Origin of the sequence: Bradyrhizobium symbiodeficiens (genome assembly GCF_002266465.3) — a bacterium.
GTDB classification, from domain to species: Bacteria; Pseudomonadota; Alphaproteobacteria; order Rhizobiales; family Xanthobacteraceae; genus Bradyrhizobium; species Bradyrhizobium symbiodeficiens.
Genome location: NZ_CP029427.2, coordinates 3,193,820 through 3,211,556 on the forward strand (window position 1 = coordinate 3,193,820; position 17,737 = coordinate 3,211,556).

The 17,737-nt window shown below is 64.7% G+C and carries 12 protein-coding genes and 1 pseudogene; 7 read left to right on the top strand and 6 right to left on the bottom strand.

Going from position 1 to position 17,737, the window contains the following annotated elements:
• Positions 1–5 precede the first annotated feature (5 nt).
• From glsA to CIT39_RS14590, 4 genes and pseudogenes are all read right to left on the bottom strand, one after another.
• The gene (glsA, locus tag CIT39_RS14575) at positions 6–1,853 is read right to left on the bottom strand and encodes a glutaminase A (RefSeq protein WP_094974631.1); all 1,848 of its coding nucleotides are present in this window, start codon (positions 1,851–1,853) and stop codon (positions 6–8) included.
• Positions 1,854–1,874: 21 nt separating this feature from the next.
• Positions 1,875–3,947: a TRAP transporter permease gene (locus CIT39_RS14580; protein ID WP_094974630.1), complete on the bottom strand. Its 2,073-nt coding sequence runs from the start codon at positions 3,945–3,947 to the stop codon at positions 1,875–1,877.
• Between the two features lie 140 nt (positions 3,948–4,087).
• Positions 4,088–5,254, bottom strand: a complete 1,167-nt coding sequence (locus CIT39_RS14585; protein WP_094974629.1) for a TAXI family TRAP transporter solute-binding subunit — start codon at positions 5,252–5,254, stop codon at positions 4,088–4,090.
• A gap of 167 nt (positions 5,255–5,421) precedes the next feature.
• Positions 5,422–5,644 (bottom strand): annotated as a pseudogene (locus CIT39_RS14590) (acyl-CoA carboxylase biotin carboxyl carrier protein subunit).
• Between the two features lie 96 nt (positions 5,645–5,740).
• On the opposite strand from CIT39_RS14590, the gene CIT39_RS14595 reads away from it, so the two are divergent.
• The 4 genes from CIT39_RS14595 to CIT39_RS14610 all read left to right on the top strand — a co-directional run bounded on the left by CIT39_RS14595 (position 5,741) and on the right by CIT39_RS14610 (position 10,682).
• Positions 5,741–6,715 carry an IclR family transcriptional regulator gene (locus CIT39_RS14595; RefSeq protein ID WP_094974628.1) on the top strand — a complete coding sequence of 325 codons (975 nt, stop codon included), beginning with the start codon at positions 5,741–5,743 and terminating at the stop codon, positions 6,713–6,715.
• Entirely contained in the window at positions 6,645–8,204 is a 1,560-nt protein-coding gene (locus CIT39_RS14600) for an acyl-CoA carboxylase subunit beta (RefSeq protein WP_094974627.1), read from the top strand. The genes CIT39_RS14595 and CIT39_RS14600 overlap by 71 nt, the downstream gene beginning before the upstream one ends.
• An 81-nt stretch (positions 8,205–8,285) precedes the next feature.
• Positions 8,286–9,989, top strand: coding sequence for a GMC family oxidoreductase (locus CIT39_RS14605; RefSeq protein WP_094974626.1), 1,704 nt, complete (start codon positions 8,286–8,288; stop codon positions 9,987–9,989).
• A gap of 156 nt (positions 9,990–10,145) precedes the next feature.
• Entirely contained in the window at positions 10,146–10,682 is a 537-nt protein-coding gene (locus CIT39_RS14610) for a hypothetical protein (RefSeq protein ID WP_094974625.1), read from the top strand.
• A 26-nt stretch (positions 10,683–10,708) separates the two neighbouring features.
• Here CIT39_RS14610 and CIT39_RS14615 read toward each other — a convergent pair whose 3' ends face one another.
• On the bottom strand, positions 10,709–12,184 hold the full coding sequence (locus CIT39_RS14615) for an FAD-binding oxidoreductase (protein WP_094974624.1): 1,476 nt from the start codon (positions 12,182–12,184) through the stop codon (positions 10,709–10,711).
• 363 nt (positions 12,185–12,547) lie between these two features.
• On the opposite strand from CIT39_RS14615, the gene CIT39_RS14620 reads away from it, so the two are divergent.
• The 3 genes from CIT39_RS14620 (at position 12,548) to CIT39_RS14630 (ending at position 16,337) form a co-directional block, all read left to right on the top strand.
• The gene (locus CIT39_RS14620) at positions 12,548–13,042 is read left to right on the top strand and encodes a hypothetical protein (protein ID WP_094974623.1); all 495 of its coding nucleotides are present in this window, start codon (positions 12,548–12,550) and stop codon (positions 13,040–13,042) included.
• Between the two features lie 877 nt (positions 13,043–13,919).
• The gene (locus CIT39_RS14625) at positions 13,920–14,936 is read left to right on the top strand and encodes a transporter (protein ID WP_094974622.1); all 1,017 of its coding nucleotides are present in this window, start codon (positions 13,920–13,922) and stop codon (positions 14,934–14,936) included.
• A gap of 3 nt (positions 14,937–14,939) precedes the next feature.
• A complete protein-coding gene (locus CIT39_RS14630) occupies positions 14,940–16,337 on the top strand; it encodes a carbohydrate porin (RefSeq protein ID WP_094974621.1) in 1,398 nt (465 codons plus the stop codon).
• On the opposite strand, the gene CIT39_RS14635 is transcribed toward CIT39_RS14630, so the two are convergent.
• Entirely contained in the window at positions 16,334–17,629 is a 1,296-nt protein-coding gene (locus CIT39_RS14635; RefSeq protein ID WP_094974620.1) for an MFS transporter, read from the bottom strand. The two genes, CIT39_RS14630 and CIT39_RS14635, sit on opposite strands and share 4 nt — an antisense overlap.
• Positions 17,630–17,737: the final 108 nt, after the last annotated feature.

The window sequence follows — 17,737 nt, forward strand, 5'->3', positions numbered from 1 at the left end:
TGCGCTCACGTCGACGTCAGAATATCCACCTTGGCGTTGGCGACGATCAGGCGATCGGCCAGTAGTTGCGCCAGATTTCGCATGACGCGCTCGCTGGCGCGCGGGTGCTGCTTACGGAAGCGTTCAAACGCCTTCAGCGGCACTTCGAACGCGGTCGCCGCCATGTCGGCGAAGACGTCGGCCGAGCGCGTCGTCTCCAGCAGCGCCATCTCGCCGAACGCCATGCCCGCCGTCAGCGTCGCGAGCCGCACACCGTCGGGCAGCGTGACATGCACGGCGCCGCTGCGCAGGAAGAACAGGGAATCGGCGGGATCACCCGTGGTGAGAATCCTGGCGCCGGACTGATAGGTGCGGATGGTGCAGATCGAGCCGAGGTCCGTCAGCTCGTCCTCGCCGAGGCCCTCGAGCAGCGGCTGCTCGGCAAGCTCGGTCGTCTCATGGAAATCGATCGAGCCGCCATAGCGGTAGACGATCTGGTCTTCGGCCCATTCGATCGCGGTGTCGAGCAGATAGAAGTCGCGGACATTCTTCAGCTCGGCCGTCCATTCCCGCAACGTATCCCATTCCTTGGAGGCGCGTCTGACGCCCGACAGCACCACCGTGACGTTGAGTGCTGCGAGCTCCTCGAACGCCTCGGCGACCAGCCGCGCCCCTGCTCGGGTGGTGGAGGTGACGCGGTGCAGATCGAAGATCACGAATTGGGGACGGGGCCGGGCGGCGAGCCGGCGGGAGACGTAGTCGACCGCCGACAGCGACAGCGTGCCGACCAGCTCGATGATCCGCACCTCCTGCTCATGGGCGGCGAGGATCTCGCGCTCCTGCGGCCGGCGAACGCGGCGTGACGGGCTCTTGCCGATGTCGTAGTCGGCGATGACGGCGTTGCGGGCGTCGTCGCTGCGGTTGAGCATATGCAGGTCGTAATGCGCCGACAACGCCTCGCAGACCTTGATGCCGCGCACGCTGTTGCCATGCTTGTCGAGCTTCGGTGAATAGCTGCCGAGCCCGAGGCGGGCGGGGAGGGCGGCGAGGATGCCGCCGCCGACGCCACTCTTGGCGGGAATGCCGATCCGGTAGATCCATTCGCCGGCATAGTCGTACATGCCCGACGAGGTCATCACCGACAGCGTGCGGGAGATCGCGTAGGCGCTCAGCACCTGCTCGCCCGTGACCGGATTGACGCCGCGATTGGCGAGCGTTGCCGCCATCACCGCGATGTCGCGCGCGGTGACCAGCACCGCGCATTGCCGGAAGTAGACGTCGAGGACGCCTGCGACATTGTCCGAGATCACCGCATTGGTCTTCAGGAGGTAGCCGATGGCGCGGTTGCGGTCGCCGGTCTGGCTCTCCGAGGCGTAGACGGCTTCGTCCACGGCGAGATCGCGGCCTGCGAAGCGGCTCAGCGCGAGGCGGATCTGTTCGAAGGCCTCGGGTCCCTTGCTGTCGTAGATCAACCCGGTGCAGGCGATCGCGCCGGCATTGACCATCGGGTTGAACGGATGGTTGTCGGCATTGAGCCGGATCGAGTTGAAGGGATCTCCCGACGGCTCGACGCCGATCGCGCTCTCGACCCGGCCTGCGCCGAGCAGGTCCAGCGCCAGCGCGAAGACGAACGGCTTTGACATGGACTGGATGGTGAAGGGCACCCTGGAGTCGCCGACTTCGTAGACATGGCCGTCCAGTGTCGCGAGGCTGATGCCAAAACAGGCAGGATCAGCCTTGCTCAGCTCGGGAATGTAATTGGCGACGCTGCCTGAAGTTTCGGCAGAGAATTCGTTGAGGCAATTGTCCAGAAACCGCAGCAAAGGCGGCTTCGAGCGGGTCCAGGCGGCGGCGAGAGGCGAGAGCGGGGTCATCGCCTCTCTTGTGCAACGCAATCAGGGTACGCGCAACCCGTTCGGCATCACGGCCTGCCGCCGGACCAGCAGCAGGGCGATCAGAACCGTGGGCAGGAGGATGCCAAGGCCGAGCAGCGTCACCTGCATCTGCGACAGCGGCATGATCCCGCCGCCCGGCGTTGCCACCACGAAGCCGCCGATCACCAGCAGCACGCGGATTGGCCATTCGAGGCTGCCTGCGCCGCGCAGGTCCCCGACGAACGGCTGGTAGCCCTGGATGCCGCCGCAGATGAACAGCGTGCCGAACGCAGCAAGTCCCATCAGGCCGAGGCCGGCCAGATAAGGACTCGGCCCTTGCAGCACCAGCGCCGGATTGAGCACGAAGAAGAACGGGATGAAATAGATGATGCTGCCGACCCACATCGATTCCCAGCCCGTCTTCATCGCCGGCGAGCCGGCAATGCCGGCAGCGGCGAAGGAGGCGATCGCGACCGGCGGCGTGATCGACGACAGCATGCCCCAATAGAAGATGAACATGTGCACGGCCATCTTGTTCAGCCCGAGCTTCTCCAGCGCCGGCGCGACCAGGATGGCGAGGAAGATATAGCAGGCCGTCGTCGTCAGCCCGAGGCCGAGGATGAGGCTGGTGAGCGCGCACATGCCGAGCAGCAGGAACGGATTGTCGCCGGCAATGTGCAGGAGGTCGTTGGCAAGGCTCGACACCACGCCGGTCATCGAGAACGCGCCGATCAGGAGGCCGCAGCCGGCGAGGATGCCGACCAGCTCGACGAAGGTGCGGCCGTTGACCTCCAGGAATTTGCCGATGGTCGCAAAGGTCCAGCGCGTGTCCTTGGAGAAGAGCTGGTTGAGCACCAGCAGCAGCGCGGTCGCGTAGAACGGTGCATGGCTCTCGCGCTTGAAGTAGAGCAGCATCACGATCAGCAAGGCGATGACGAAGACGTAGTACCAGCCGTCCTTGATCGTATCCATGATCCGCGGCAGCTCGGCGCGCGGAATGCCCTTCAGCCCATGGCGCGCGGCGTAGGAATCGACCTGCATGAACAGCCCGATATAGTAGAGCACGGCCGGAATGATCGCGGCGAGCGCGACGTCGGCGTAGCTGACATTGAGGAATTGCGCGATCACGAAGGCAGTCGCGCCCATCACCGGCGGCGCCAGCACCGCGCCGGTCGAGGCGCAGGCCTCGATCGCGCCGGCATAGGAGGCGCGGAAGCCGCTCTTCTTCATCACGGGGATGGTCATGGTGCCAGCGGTCAGCACGTTGGAGATGATCGAGCCCGACATCATGCCGAGCAGGCCGCTGGCGAAGATGCAGACCTTCGCCGCGCCGCCGCGGAACGTGCCGCACAGCGCGAAGGCGAGGTTGATGAAGAACTTTCCGGCGCCGGTCATCATCAGCGCGGTGCCGAACACCAGGAATCCGATCACGGTGTCGGCGAAGGCCTGGATGGGGATGCCGAGCAGGCTTTCACCCGACAGCACGTGATAGGCGGTTGCCTGCTCCAGTGTCGACTGGGTGCCGCGGAACGGCCCGAGCCAGCCGGATTCGGCGAACAGCGGATAGACGGTGAAGGGGAGCACGCTCAACAGCAGGCTCCAGCCGCCGGTACGGCGCAGCGCCTCCATCAGCATCGCCCACATCACGAGGCCCGCCGCGATCACGTTGTTCGGCGCGCCGCCGAATTCCCAGCCGGCTTCCGCCGCCTTGCGCACGCTCGACATCAAGAGCAGCGCCGCGGCGAAAGTCGCGACGAACAGGACGAGGTCATACCAGGGAATCCGGTCGAGCGGCGCACGCTCCGTGCCCGGAAAGATCAGGAAGGTGAAGGGCAGCATCAAGGCGATCAGGAGATAGAAATACTCCGTGTTGAGCTGGGTGTAGCCAATGAAGAAGCGCAGCGAGAATTGCTGGTTGATGCAGAGCAGGATCGTCGCCGCGGTCGCCGCCACCAGCGTCCAGCGCCAGGCGCCGCGCAAGGTGCGCACGCGCGTGACCTCGGCTTCCTGCATGTTGCCGGCCGCGCCGTGGGGGTCGTCGAACACGACCCGCTTGGGCTCGCCTTGCGGGGCGATGGAGGTGGAAACAGACATGACCGATCCCGCGCGTGGGCAGTGGAACGCAGATTATGCGAATGGCAGTTGCTTGAATTGCTCGCGCTGCGGGCTCAACCTCTCCCGCATGCGGGAGAGGTTACGCACTTCGCGTGTGGCAACGAGTGAGCCCATCCGCCCTAATCCTCGAACCCGTTCGGCATGCTGGCTTTCGCAAGCGCCGCCGCGCGGGCCTTCATCCAGCCGTCGAGAAATGCCTTGTCGTCCGAGGGCGGATTGGATTTGCCGTAATCGGTCCACGCGGCTGCCAGCACCTCTTGCCGCTTGATCAGTCCGTTGTTGTGCGCCTCCTGCGCATCGCTCCATTGCCCGGCTTCCTTCAGCGCCTTCACCGAGCCGGGATGCACCGGCACCACCCAATTCTTAGTCTGGCGGTTGGCCGCGAGTCCGCCGGCACCGGGCGCCGAATCCTTGTAGGCATCGTAATTCGTGATCATCGCCTTGGTGATCGCATAGACCTGGTCGGCCGGCTGCGAGGCGTAGGCGACGAAGATCGGGTAGGGGTAGTTGCCGAGCTCGACCGGCTTCTCCGGTGTGATGCCGGCGCCGCAGGTCGCGGTTTGCGGGAAGAAGAACGAGCCGACCTTCTGCATCCGCGCCCAGCCTTCCTTGTCCTTGGCGGGCAGCGGCGGCCAGATCAGGCCGCGCGGCGAGGTCTCGGCTTCCTTGGCGGGGCCGGTGATGGTGGTGCCGAAGGCGGCATCGACGTCGTTGTTGATCAGCCCTTTCCACATCGCGCCGTAGCTTGCGAATTCGACAGCCTTGACGTCCTTCTGAGTCAGCCCGGCGAAGGCGAGCACGGCAAGCGAGTTCTGGTTCAGCGCGGGCGAACCGACCACGAAGCCGACACGCTTGCCCTTGAGGTCCTTCAGCTCCTTCACGCCGGTGTCGGCGGCAACGCCGAGCGAACCGCAATTGCAGTCGACGCTTGAGAGCAGGATCTGGAGCGGCTGCGGGCCCCATTCCTTCGCGCCGAACTCGAACATGCCTTCCTGCGCGAAGTAGGTGCCGGATCCCATCGCCGAGGATGCGGCCCGCTTGGCGCGCAGTGGCGCGAGGCGGGCGACGTCGTTGCCGGCGGGCAGCACGCGCACGTCGGTGCCGTATTTGTCTTTCATCATCTTGCCGACGCCGACGGCGATGTTGAAGCCGGCAGTTCCGGTGTCATAGGCGGTGAACGTCAACGTCGCCGGCAGCTTGATGTCTTCGGCGAACGAATAGCGTGTAGACGCAAAAGAAATGCCGGCCACCAAGGCAGGCGCGAGCATGAGCAGCCCACGAAGCATGTTTCCCTCCAATGATCTCCGCGTTCGCCGCGAAGATTTTCGTTCTTTGTTTGAAACAGAGTTTTGTTTGAGACGGATCATGTCATCCGTATCAGGCGATGGCAACGCCGTACCGCGCGTTTGGGAATGAGACTGACAGATTGCCGCGGAAGCAACGGAGAACGCAGTCAGCTCGCGACGATCGCGACCGCCTGTCCCTCCGCAACGACGTCGTCGAGCTCCACTGGAAGCAACGTGATCGTGCAGCCCGCGGGCGAAGACACCGGTACCTCTATCTTCATGGCTTCGACGATTACAATTTCATCGCCATCCGCAAGGGTTCCTCCAACTTGCACGGGAGTTGCGCAGACGCGCCCGGCGAACCTCCGTGACGATCTTAATTTCTGGCATGCCATCGCCTTTTTGTTGTCGTCGCAAAATGAGTGAGGTAGCGTCGTCTCCAAGTGGAATTTAATTCCGCACAGCGGAACAGACGGTAGGGAACATATGGGAAGACGATCCGAGCGGTTGAGTAGGCAAGGCGTGCTCGCTGGCGATGCCGGCGAGGGTGATGTCATCCAGGTGGTCTCGCGCGCGTTCGACGTGTTGCGATGCTTCGAGGGCCACGAGGCGAGGCTCGGCAATCTCGAGATTTCAAATCGCTGCGGCCTGCCGCGCTCGACGGTGTCGCGGCTCACGCACACGCTGACGCGCATGGGCCAGCTGGTCTATCTGCCGCGCGATCAGAAATATCGCATCGGCCCGAGCGCGGTGGCGATGAGCGCCTCGATGATGAAGGGCGCGCAGCTGCGCAGCATGATCCGGCAGCGGCTGCAGGAAGTCGCCGAGCAGTTGCCGGGCACCGTCGGCTTCGTCGTGCCCGATCGCTTCCATCTGGTCTATCTGCAGTTCGCGCGCTCGGCGACCGCGCTGGGCCTGCACGAGGGCACCGGCAGCCGCATCTCGATGGCCTCGACCGCCGCGGGCGCGGCCTACACGGCGGCGCTGGCGCCGGAGATCGGCGATGCCTTCATCGCGGACGTCGAACGCGAAGCGCCCGAGGCCGCCAAGATCCTGAAGCCCCGCATCGAGGCCAACCGGCAGATGTTGCGCGAGCGCGGCTATGTCGTGGCCTGCGGCCTATGGAGCCCGCACATCAACGGGCTCGCGGTGCCGATCTGGTCGCCGCAGTACCAGACCTACGTCGTCATCACGATCGGCCTTCTGTCCACGATGTATGACGAGCAGCGGCTGCATGCCGAAGTCGCACCCCTGATGCTCGAGCTCGGCCGTTCGCTCGGCAGCCTGATGGAGGGCGCGGAAGGCGACGCCTTCAACAACCGCATTTCGCGCAAACCGGTCGCAATGGCCGTGCACAACAATAACAAGCCGATCAATTCGGAGGGCCTGAATGAACTGGAAGCCGGAACTCGACGAGCTCGCCCGGCGCGAAGCCTTCGCGCGGGAGATGGGCGGCGTTGACAAGGTCAAGCGACAGCATGACCAAGGCCGGCTGACTGTTCGGGAGCGTATCGACAAGCTGATCGATCGCGGCAGCTTCCACGAGATCGGTGCCGTCTCCGGCATCGGTGAGTATGATTCCAGCGGCGAGCTTCAGAAATTGACGCCGGCGAACTGCGTGTTCGGCCGCGCGCGCGTCGATGGCCGCACCGTGGTCGTGGTCGGCGACGATTTCACGGTCCGTGGTGGTTCGGCGGATGCGTCGATCTCCGCAAAGCCGTTGATGGCGGAGGAGATGGCGCATGATCTCCGTCTGCCCATCGTCCGCATCGTCGAAGGCTCCGGCGGCGGCGGCTCGGTCAAGACCATCGAGACCAAGGGCGCGGCGAACCTGCCGGGCGGCATCGGCGGCACGCGCTGGTATCGCTTCACGACGGAGAACCTGTCGCGCGTGCCGGTGGTGGCACTTGGCCTCGGCTCTGTCGCAGGGCTCGGTGCCGCGCGGCTGGCCGCTAGCCACTATTCGATCATGACCCGGAAGTCCGCGATGTTCGTCGCGGGGCCGCCGGTGGTGAAGGCGCTGGGGCAGGACCTCTCGAAGGAGGAGCTCGGCGGCGCCGACATCCAGACCCGCGCCGGCGCGATCGATCATGCCGTCGACACCGAGGAAGAGGCCTTCGCCTGCGCGCGGCGCTTCCTGTCTTACCTGCCGTCCTCGGTGTACGAGCTGCCGCCGACCTTGCGCTGCACCGACAATCCGGAGCGCAGCGACGAAGCGTTGATGAATGCGGTGCCGCGCAACCGCAAGCAGGTCTACAAGGTGCGCCCGATCATCGAGTCGGTCGTCGACAGGGGCTCGTTCTTCGAGGTCGGCAAGAATTTCGGCAAGCCCATCATCGTCGGTCTCGCCCGGCTCGAAGGCAGGGCCGTGCTGCTGCTCGCCAGCGACAGCTTTCACTATGGCGGCTCCTGGACGGCGGATGCCTGCCAGAAGGTGGTGCGCTGGGTCGACTTCGCCGAGACCTTCCATCTGCCGGTCGTCTATCTCATGGATTGCCCGGGCTTCATGATCGGTCTCGATGCCGAGAAGGCGGCGACCATCCGTCACGGCGTCCGCGTCATGGCCGCGGTGAACCAGACCACCGTGCCCTGGTGCACCGTGATCCTTCGCAACGCGTTCGGTGTTGCCGGTGTCGTGCACCAGCCGGCCGACCGCTTCTCTATCCGCTACGCCTGGCCCTCGGCCTATTGGGGCTCGCTGCCGCTCGAAGGCGGCATCGAGGCCGCCTACCGCGCCGACATCGACGCGGCCGAGGACAAGGCGGCCAAGCTGGAGGAAATCCAGGAGCGTCTCAACAAGCTGCGCTCGCCGTTCCGCTCGGCCGAGAAATTCTGGGTCGAGGAGATCATCGATCCCCGCAAGACGAGGTCGCTGCTGTGCGAATTCGCGCGCCTGGCAGAGCCCTTGCGCAAGCCGGGACCGCCGGAGAACTTTTCGATCAGGCCGTAGGAGTATCTCTGTCGTTGCGAAGCAATCCAGAAACTCAATAGACGCGCGACAATCCCAGAAGAACGACAGGAAGCGCCAATCGTGTATGACTTCATCATCGTGGGCGGCGGCTCGGCGGGGTCCGTGCTGGCCCACCGGCTTTCGGCGAAGAGTGCCAACAAGGTCCTGCTGTGCGAAGCCGGTCAGGACACGCCGCCCGGCAACGAGCCGGCCGAGATCAGGGACAGCTATCCGGGCACGGCCTATTTCGATCCGCGCTTCCACTGGACCGAGCTCAAGGTCACGACCCAGGTCGTCAGCCACAACAATCCGAACGAAGCCCGTCCCCCTTTGCGCAAATACGAGCAGGCGCGCGTGCTCGGCGGGGGATCGTCGATCAACGGCCAGATGGCCAACCGCGGCGCGCCTACCGATTACGACGAATGGGACGCGCGGGGCGCCGAGGGCTGGCGCTGGAACGATGTGCTGCCGTTCTTCAAGAAGGTCGAACGCGATCTCGATTTCGACGGTCCCTACCACGGCAGGGACGGCAAGATCCCGGTGCGCCGCATCCCGCGCGAGCACTGGACGAAGCATTCGCAGGCCTTCGCCGATGCTTTCCAGCAGGCCGGCCATCAATTCCTGCCGGACCAGAACGGCGAGTTCGTCGACGGCTTCTTCCCGGTGACGCATTCGAACCAGGCCGAGCAGCGAGTTTCGGCCGCGATGGGCTATCTCGATCGCGACACCCGCCAGCGCGCCAATCTCACCATCTCCACCAACACGCAAGTCCGCGAGCTGCTGTTCGAAGGCACGCAATGCGTCGGCGTGAAGGCCGTGGTGAACGGACGCGAGCAGGAATTCCGCGGCCGCGAGATCATCCTCTCCAGCGGCGCGATCCATTCACCGGCGCATCTGCTGCGCGCCGGCATCGGCCCGGTCGGCCACCTCAAGGATATGGGCATTCCCGTGCTGATGGGACTGCCCGGCGTCGGCCAGCGCCTGATGGATCATCCCTCGATCTCGCTGTCGTCCTTCGTACGCCGCGGCGCGCGCATGAACGAGCACACCAGGCGCCACATGCAGCTCGGCCTGCGCTATTCCTCCGGTCTCGCAGGCGTGCCGAAGGGCGACATGTTCGTCGTGCTGCTCTCCAAATCGGCCTGGCATGCGGTCGGCGAGCAGATCGGCTCGCTCTTGACCTTCGTCAACAAGACCTATTCCGAGACCGGTCAGGTCAAGCTCGCCTCGCGTGATCCTTCGGCCGAGCCGATCGTCGAGTTCAATCTGTTGTCCGACCGGCGCGATCTCGATCGCCTGATGAGCGGCTTCCGCAAGATGGCGGCCATTCAAATGAGCGATATCGTGAAGGCGGTGACGGACAAGCCGTTCCCGGCCGCCTATACCGACAAGGTCCGCAAGATCGGCGTGGTCAATAACAAGAACAGGATCCTGACCAGGATCGCCGCGACGCTGATGGACGGACCGGCGGCGCTGCGCCATTACATGATCGACAATTTCGTGGTTGAAGGTTTCACCTTCGATCAGGTGATCAATGACGACGAGGCGCTGGAAGCCTTCGTGCGCAAGGCGACCATCGGCGTCTGGCACGCCTCCTGCTCATGCCGCATGGGCCGCGCCGATGATCCGATGGCGGTGGTCGACAATCAGGGGCGCGTCAAGGGCATCCAGGGCCTGCGCGTCGTCGACGCCTCGATCTTTCCGGTGGTGCCATGCGCCAACACCAACTTCCCCGTGCTGATGTCGGCAGAGAAGATTGCTGATGCGATGATGCAGTCCGGTTGAGTCCTCGCGCACGCGCGGCTCTGGCGCGACTTGAACATAACCTAAGTTAAGGGCGGAAGCAGAAGCCAATTTCTGCCATACTTTGGGCCCATTTCGGTCAAACCGATATTGGTTTCTCCGAAACGGGGCAGGACCCCTCCAGCTCAGAGTCCTGCAATGATCAAGCAAGTTGTTTCCGCGTGTTTCCTCGTTGTCGCCGCCTCCGCCGCTTCGGAAGCGCGGCCTTATCGCATTGTTCAATCGTCCGAATGCAACGTCACCATGCCCTGCGATTTCTCGTATTCGCAAACGCCCCGCGCGAGGGCTCCCCGGCAACAGCTACAGGCCTATCGCTCGACGCGAATGACAGTGGGCGATGCAGGCAGCGCCACCACGATCATCGGCACGTCAGGCGATCGCGTCGTCGGCGGCCGGCCGGCCGGTTGTCCCTCATCCTTCTGCGGTTGCGGTGCGTCCCTGCGCGTGTTCGGCCGCGTCGTGCCGGAATTGAATCTGGCGTCGAACTGGCTGCGCTTTCCGCGCACGGCGCCGGCGCCGGGCATGGTCGCGGCGCGCCGCGGCCATGTCTTCGTTCTGGAGCAGCATCTCGCAGGCGACACCTGGATGGCGTATGACGCCAATTCCGGCGGTCACGCCACGCGCATCCACGCGCGTTCGCTGCGGGGTTATACGGTCGTCAATCCGCGCGGCTGAGACCATGGCGCAGGTGCCCGGCGTCATCACAGCCGGAGCACCTTGCCGGGATTCATGATGTTCTCGGGATCGAGCGCGCGCTTGATGGTCCGCATGATGTCGAGTTCGGTCTTCGAGCGGTAATGGCTGAGCTCGTCGAGCTTGTCGATGCCGATGCCGTGTTCCGCCGAGATCGAGCCGCCCATCGAGGTGACGAGATCGTTCACGGCCCGCGTGATGGCGCCCTTGTATTGGGTCAGCGTCTGCTGATCCATGCCTGATGGCCCCATGAACGAAAAATGCAGATTGCCGTCGCCGATGTGCCCGAGAGGATAGGGCCTGATGGTCGGGAGAATATCGCGCACGTCCCTGATGCCCTTGTCGATGAACTCCGGAATCCGGGAGATGGCCACCGACACATCGAAGCTGAGCCCCGGACCTTCGGCCCGGGAGGCATCGGCGACAGTTTCGCGGATGCGCCACATGTTGCGCGATTGACCGACCGTCTGAGCGATCACCGCATCGAGCACGCCGCCGGCCTCGAGTTGATCGGCGAGAAACTGCTCCATCTTCTCGGACATGCCCTCCGCGCCGTCCTGGCGCGCCCGCGAGGACGACCATTCCAGCAGCAGGTACCATGGCGTGTTCGCCTTGAGAGGATCCTGGGTGCCGGGAATATGGCGCAGCACCATGTCGATGGCGGCGCGGCTCATCAGCTCGCAGGAGCCGACATTGTCTCCGGATGCCGCATGCGCCTCCGACAGGATCTCCAGGGCCGCGCGTGGATCGCGGATCGCCAGCCACGATGTCGAGACGTCCTTCGGCGCCGGCCAAAGCTTGAGCACGGCCTTGGTGATGATGCCGAGCGTGCCTTCAGCGCCCATGAAGAGATGCTTGAGGTCATAGCCGGTGTTGTCCTTCTTCAGCGCGCGCAATCCGTCCCAGACCTCGCCGCTCGGCAGCACCACTTCCAGCCCCAGCACGAGATTGCGGGCATTGCCGTAGCGCAGCACCTGCACGCCACCGGCATTGGTCGACAAATTGCCGCCGATCATGCACGAGCCCTGGGCGCCGAGGCTGAGCGGCAGGAACCTGTCGTGCTGGCTTGCCGTCTCCTGAAGCGTCTGCAGCACGCAGCCGGCCTCGACCGTCATGGCATAGCCGACGGGATCGACGTCCAGCACGCGGTTCATGCGGCCGAGCGACAATACGATGCCGGTGTGTGCAGGCCAGGGCGTGGCCCCACCCATCAGGCCGGTGTTGCCACCCTGCGGTACGATGGCGACACCGTGCTGATGGCAAAGCCGGACCACTTTCGCGACTTCCTCGGTGCTGCCGGGCCGGACGACGGCGCCGGCATTGCCAGCCAGCAATCCCCGCCAATCCGTCACGAACGGCTGCTTGCCGTGCTCGTCCTCGATGAGGCCCTTCTCACCCACGACCGCGCGCAGCGCATCGCGCAGCTCGGCGGTCAAGGGCGCGGTCGGAATGGTGGGTTCGGACGACGGGAAGGCAGTCGGCATTTTCGTTTCCCCTTGGCGCATCTTGCTGTGCACTGCGCACGTAACGTGCCCAGCTATTGTTCACGTTTGGCGCGGGGAGTCTAACGGCAAGATGTCTCGAATTTCGCGCCGGTGGCAAATGCGGCCAGGCCTGGAGGTGAGGGTTTACGGGCAAAATGCGATTGACGTGCATCCCCGCGGGGGATTTGCGGCCGAACGGGATCGACGGAAGCCGGCCGCGGCAATGTCGGATTCATCTCCGACTGATGCGTCCGCCCGGCAACGTTCAGGCAATCTCAGCAACGTTTCTAAACATCTTCGTCAACATCCTGCGGCTGTCCGGGCGTAGGACGCGCTCAGACTTCACGAATCAGGATTGGCAGAATGCGATTGAAGATTTCGGCTGCGCGCATGGGCATCGGCGCGGCCTGTCTCGTGCTCGTCGGCACCAGCCCCTCGTGCGCAGAGCCGGTGTTCGACGGTCTGGCCGGCGCATGGTCGGGTATCGGCACGATGAAGCCGTCGGACGGTCCGCGTGAGAAGGTCCGCTGCAAGGTAGCCTACAACGTCACCAGGCCGGGGCGGTCGTTGACGCTCGACCTGCGCTGCGCGAGCGATGCGTACAAGATGGTCCTGTCCGCGAACATCGAGCAGAGCGGGACGGAGCTTTCCGGCAACTGGTTCGAGAGCGAGTACCGGCAGGGCGGCAAGGTCTACGGTACCAACAAGGACGGATTGATCGAGGCGCGAATAGAGGGGAACACGGTGGCCGCGCTGGTGACGATCCAGACCAGGAGCAACCGGCAATCCTTTCTGATGGAGGCGCCGGGCTCCTGGATGGCGGAGGTCGCGATCGAATTGAACAAGGACGCGAAGTGACGTCTGTCTCCGGAGAGTCCGGGAGAGGGCTGGGCAGGCGACAATCCAAAAATTCGCTTTACAAGAATTCGGATATGCCGTATGTCTTGCCCATCCCGCCCGCCGAAAGGGGCGTTTCGCGATCGTCACGAGACGCGGGCCGGGAGGCGGTGGCCGCGACGGCGTCGGCGCGCTGGGCAGACTGCAGGGCGGGAATCCCCGTGAGCAGCGGCACGCGCGATACGACACGGCGCTGACAGCGTCCTCGTTCGGTCCCGGTGGCGAGCGCACGCCAGCCATCGGAGACAGGGGCGGGGATGTGCGCGGCGGCAAAATCGTGTGGTCCTGACGCCCGGGGTCTGTGCGTCAAGTGTTGCGGTGATGTGGCGGCCCAACCGGGTCGATACATCAGTCATCCGCAAGGCGACGGGGGCAATAGTGCATCGCTCCCCGGGGAGAGCGCGACATAAGCCGTAAAACCATCCGCGCAGGGAAGGCCGGGCGACCGGCAACACCTGTGGTCCACCCCGTGCGCGTCTTGTTCGCACACGGGACTGCGGGTGCCAGCCGGCGCCCGGCCTTCCCTGCGCCCTTTCTGAACGAGAGGGCGCAAAGAAGAGAGCAAAGCTCGGGCGAAATGAGCCGCGAGAATGCGGAAGTGTGTCTCCAGGTGGGAAAGAGAATTGGTGATCGAGGAGCGTCAACTTGCTCCGCCAGCGTCGGCCGCGTCGTCCACGACTACATCAGGCAAGCCGAGGCGGCCGCGACCGGGCTCGCGGCGGAATAGGGCGGCATCATCAAGCTGTAACACTGGCGTAATTGAGTACCCGCTTGGGCTCCGGACGATGCCGTCAGCCATCTTCCGGAATGGGGCAGTTGTTGACGGTTGGGGTTGGCCATGGCTGAGCCGGCAAAGCTTGTCAGCGCATTATCGAACGCCGAGCCCGCCATTCCCGGCCTGGTCTGGGCCTTCCGCCTGCACAGCGACGGCAGCGCCGAGGCGCTGCCGATCGACCGGCCGATCGAGTTCAGCCATGACGGCCGGCTCTGGCTGCATTTCAACCTGACTGACGCGCGGGCGCGGCCCTGGATCGCGGCGTCACAGCTGCCGCCGCTGGCGCGCGAGCTGCTGTTGTCGAACGACACCTTCCAGCAGCTTCACGTCATCGACCACTGCGTCTACGGCGTGTTCTCCGACCTCGTGCGCGAGATCGACAGCGCGACGGAGGAGACCGCGTTCCTGCGCTTTGCCATGACCGAGTATCTGCTGGTCTCCGGCCGCCACCAGGCGCTGTGCTCGGCGGACGCGACGCGACGAGTGCTCGAAGGCGGCTACCGCGTCGACAACGTCGCCCATCTGCTCGAAAAGATCGTCGACGAGGTCGCCGACACGCTGGATCGGATGGCCGACAAGCTCGGGCAGGAGATCGACGATATCGAGGAGCGCATCCTGGCCGACGACGCCAAGCCGGAGATGCGCCGCAATCTCGGCCGGCTCCGCCGCACCTGCGTGCGGCTACACCGGCAGCTCACCGGATTGCGTACGCTGTTTCACCGTCTCGATCAGAAGAACACCGATCATCTGTCGCCGGCGTTGCGGATCCAGGCCGGCAAGCTGGCACAGCGGCTCGATGGGCTCGATCACGACATCGTCGAGCTCCGCGAGCGCAGCCGCCTGCTCGAGGAGGAGCTCCGCTTCAAGAACGAGGAGGAGAGCAACCGCCATCTCCACACCCTCTCGATCGTGACCTCGCTGTTGCTGCCGCCGACGCTGGTCACCGGCATCTTCGGCATGAACACCAAGGGCTTGCCGCTGACCGAGGTCGAGAGCGGATTTCTCTGGGCGGCGGTGCTGATGGGCTCGTCGGTAGCTGCGGCCTATCTCTTCATGCGGCGCACGGGCATCTTCAAGTAGCGCATGTCGGTCGCGAGGTGGGGGACGATAATATCCGTGGCGGCCGCGCTTGCGCTGGCCTGCACGGCGACGAGCGCGCTCGCGGGTGCCAAGGACGAGAGCGCGGCCGCATGGCTGTTTCCGAAATGGTTCAACGCATGGCACGACGGCCTTGCCGGCAAGGGACTGAATTTCGGCGTCACCTATATCGCGGACAATATCGCCAACGCCGCCGGCGGCGTGAAGCGCGGCGCGGTCCATTTCGGCCGGCTCGATATGTCGGTCGATGCCGACCTCGACAGACTGGTCGGCTGGACCGGCGGCCGCTTCTACGCCAATGCCTTCATCATCTACGGCCAGGGCCTCAGCCGCAACTACGTGATGAACCTCGCCACCATCAGCGAGATCGAATCACTGCCCGACCAGCGGCTCTACAATGCCTATGTCGAGCAGAGCCTTTTCAATGACCGTCTGAACATCCGAGCCGGCCAGCAAGCCGCCGACGTCGAGTTTTTCGACAGCCAGACCGACGATCTCTTCATCAACGGCACCTTCGGCTGGCCCGCGATCAAGGCGAACAGCCTTCCTGCGGGCGGCCCGGCGCCGCCGATCGCGGTGCCGGGCATTCGCATCAAGGCGGCGCTGACCGACAAGATCACCGTGTTCGGCGCGGTGTTCAACGGCGATCCGTCAGGGCCGGGCGATATCGATCCGCAGCTGCGCGACCATCATGGCCTGGCATTCCGTATCAACGATCCGCCGTGGATGATCGGGCAAGTCCGCTTCAATTACGACATCGATATCGGCGGCCGCCCGCTCGCCGGCAATGTCACGCCGGGCGCGTGGAAGCACTACGGCTCGTTCGACAGCCAGCGCTTGATGGCGGAGGGGATGTCGATCGCCGATGGCGGCGGCAGCGGCATTCCCGCAAAGCTTCGCGGCAATTACGGCATCTTCGCCGTGATCGAGCAGGTGCTCTATCGCCCGCCTGAGGTCACCGAGACCAGCACGTCGGCCTCGCTCCCCGGCATCACTGCGTTCGGCCGCATCGCCTACAGCCCGCCGGACCGCAATCTGATCGACCTCTATCTGGACGGCGGTATCGGCTTCGTCGGCTTCACGCCGGGCCGTCCGCTCGACCGCTTCGGCGTCGCCATGGCGTACATGCGGATCTCGAACGCCGCGCGCAATCTCGACGTCGATACGCAGGCCTTCACCGGCATCCGGAGCCCGGTGCGCAGCAACGAGACGCTGATCGAGATGATCTACGAGGCGCACATCAAGCCGGGCTGGCTGATCGCGCCTTACTTCCAATATGTGTTCCGTCCGTCCGGCGGCATCCCGAATCCGAACGATCCGACCGGTGTCTCGCGGATCGGTGACGCCGCGGTGTTCGGCGTCACCACTACAATCAGGTACTAGGTCGAGGCCGCCGCTCGCTGTAGCTTCGGTTGCCGCGAGAGCGTCAGCACGATCAGCGAGGCGAACACGCAGAGCGCACCGGCGATGAAGAATGCGGGCAGGTAGCTTTGATAGACCGTACGCGACAATCCGGCACCGAACGCGGCGGTTCCGGCGCCGAGCTGATGGCCGGCAAAGATCCAGCCGAACACCAGATTGGCGCGCTCGGGCCCGAATTTCTGCGCGGTGAGGCGCACCGTCGGCGGCACCGTCGCGATCCAGTCGAGACCGTAGAACATCGCGAAGATCGACAGGCCGTAGAACGAGAAATCGCTGAAGGGAAGGAAGATCAACGAGAGCCCGCGCAGGCCGTAGTACCAGAACAGGAGATAGCGGTTGTCGTAGCGGTCCGACAGCCAGCCCGACATGATGGTGCCGAAGAAGTCGAAGATGCCCATCGCCGCGAGCAGGCTGGCGGCCTGCACCTGCGGGATACCGAAGTCGAGGCACATCGGAATCAGATGCACCTGGACGAGACCGTTGGTGGAAGCGCCGCAGACGAAGAAGGTCGCGAACAGGATCCAGAACGCGCTGGACTTCGACGCATCGCGCAGCGTGCCGAGCGCCACGCCCGTGATCGAGCCATGGTTCACGGGCGGGGCGGGCAGGGGCTCGGTGCCCTCGTCGCCGAAGGGGCGCAGGCCGACATCGCTCGGACGGTCGCGCATGAGGAGCAGGACACCCAGTGCCGAAACGCCAAGCGCGATGCAGACGAAGCCGAGCGCCAGCCGCCAGCCGTAGCGCTCGGTCAGGCTTGCAAGCAGCGGCAGGAACACGAGCTGGCCGGTGGCGACGCTCGCGGTCAAAATGCCGACGACGAGACCGCGCCGCCCGGCGAACCAGCGCGTGGCAATCGTGGCGCCCAGCACCAGCGCGGTCATGCCGGTGCCGATGCCGATCACAACGCCCCAGAGTGCGACGAGCTGCCAGACCTGCGTCATGCCGAGCGAGGCGAGCAGCGCCGAGACGACGATAAGCTGGGCCAGCAGGGTGACGTTGCGCAGGCCGTAGCGGTTGAGCAGGGCGGCGGCGAACGGCGCCATCAGCCCGAACAGGATGAAACGGATCGACAGCGCGGAGGAGATCTCCGCCGTGCTCCAGCCGAACTCCTTCTGCAAGGGAATGATGAACACGCCGGGCGCGCCAACCGTGCCCGCGCTGATGAGCGCGGTGAGGAAGGTGACGCCGACCATCACCCAGCCATAGTGGATGTTGCGGCGGGACAATGCTGCCGCGAGCCAGTTCGAGATCATTGGGCCTCAATGTGGGTTGGCGGGCCCGAGGGACCCGATTCATCGTTGCAATCTGGCATGAACAAGGGAAGTCTGAAATGACAGACTTCCCTCTATTTCGGACAAGCG

What these genes read in the sequence shown, in the direction of transcription:
- glsA (WP_094974631.1), bottom strand. Translation starts at nt 1,853, where the DNA reads ATGACCCCGCTCTCGCCTCTCGCCGCCGCCTGGACCCGCTCGAAGCCG.
- CIT39_RS14580 (WP_094974630.1), bottom strand. Translation starts at nt 3,947, where the DNA reads ATGTCTGTTTCCACCTCCATCGCCCCGCAAGGCGAGCCCAAGCGGGTC.
- CIT39_RS14585 (WP_094974629.1), bottom strand. Translation starts at nt 5,254, where the DNA reads ATGCTTCGTGGGCTGCTCATGCTCGCGCCTGCCTTGGTGGCCGGCATT.
- CIT39_RS14595 (WP_094974628.1), top strand. Translation starts at nt 5,741, where the DNA reads ATGGGAAGACGATCCGAGCGGTTGAGTAGGCAAGGCGTGCTCGCTGGC.
- CIT39_RS14600 (WP_094974627.1), top strand. Translation starts at nt 6,645, where the DNA reads ATGAACTGGAAGCCGGAACTCGACGAGCTCGCCCGGCGCGAAGCCTTC.
- CIT39_RS14610 (WP_094974625.1), top strand. Translation starts at nt 10,146, where the DNA reads ATGATCAAGCAAGTTGTTTCCGCGTGTTTCCTCGTTGTCGCCGCCTCC.
- CIT39_RS14615 (WP_094974624.1), bottom strand. Translation starts at nt 12,184, where the DNA reads ATGCCGACTGCCTTCCCGTCGTCCGAACCCACCATTCCGACCGCGCCC.
- CIT39_RS14620 (WP_094974623.1), top strand. Translation starts at nt 12,548, where the DNA reads ATGCGATTGAAGATTTCGGCTGCGCGCATGGGCATCGGCGCGGCCTGT.
- CIT39_RS14625 (WP_094974622.1), top strand. Translation starts at nt 13,920, where the DNA reads ATGGCTGAGCCGGCAAAGCTTGTCAGCGCATTATCGAACGCCGAGCCC.
- CIT39_RS14630 (WP_094974621.1), top strand. Translation starts at nt 14,940, where the DNA reads ATGTCGGTCGCGAGGTGGGGGACGATAATATCCGTGGCGGCCGCGCTT.
- CIT39_RS14635 (WP_094974620.1), bottom strand. Translation starts at nt 17,629, where the DNA reads ATGATCTCGAACTGGCTCGCGGCAGCATTGTCCCGCCGCAACATCCAC.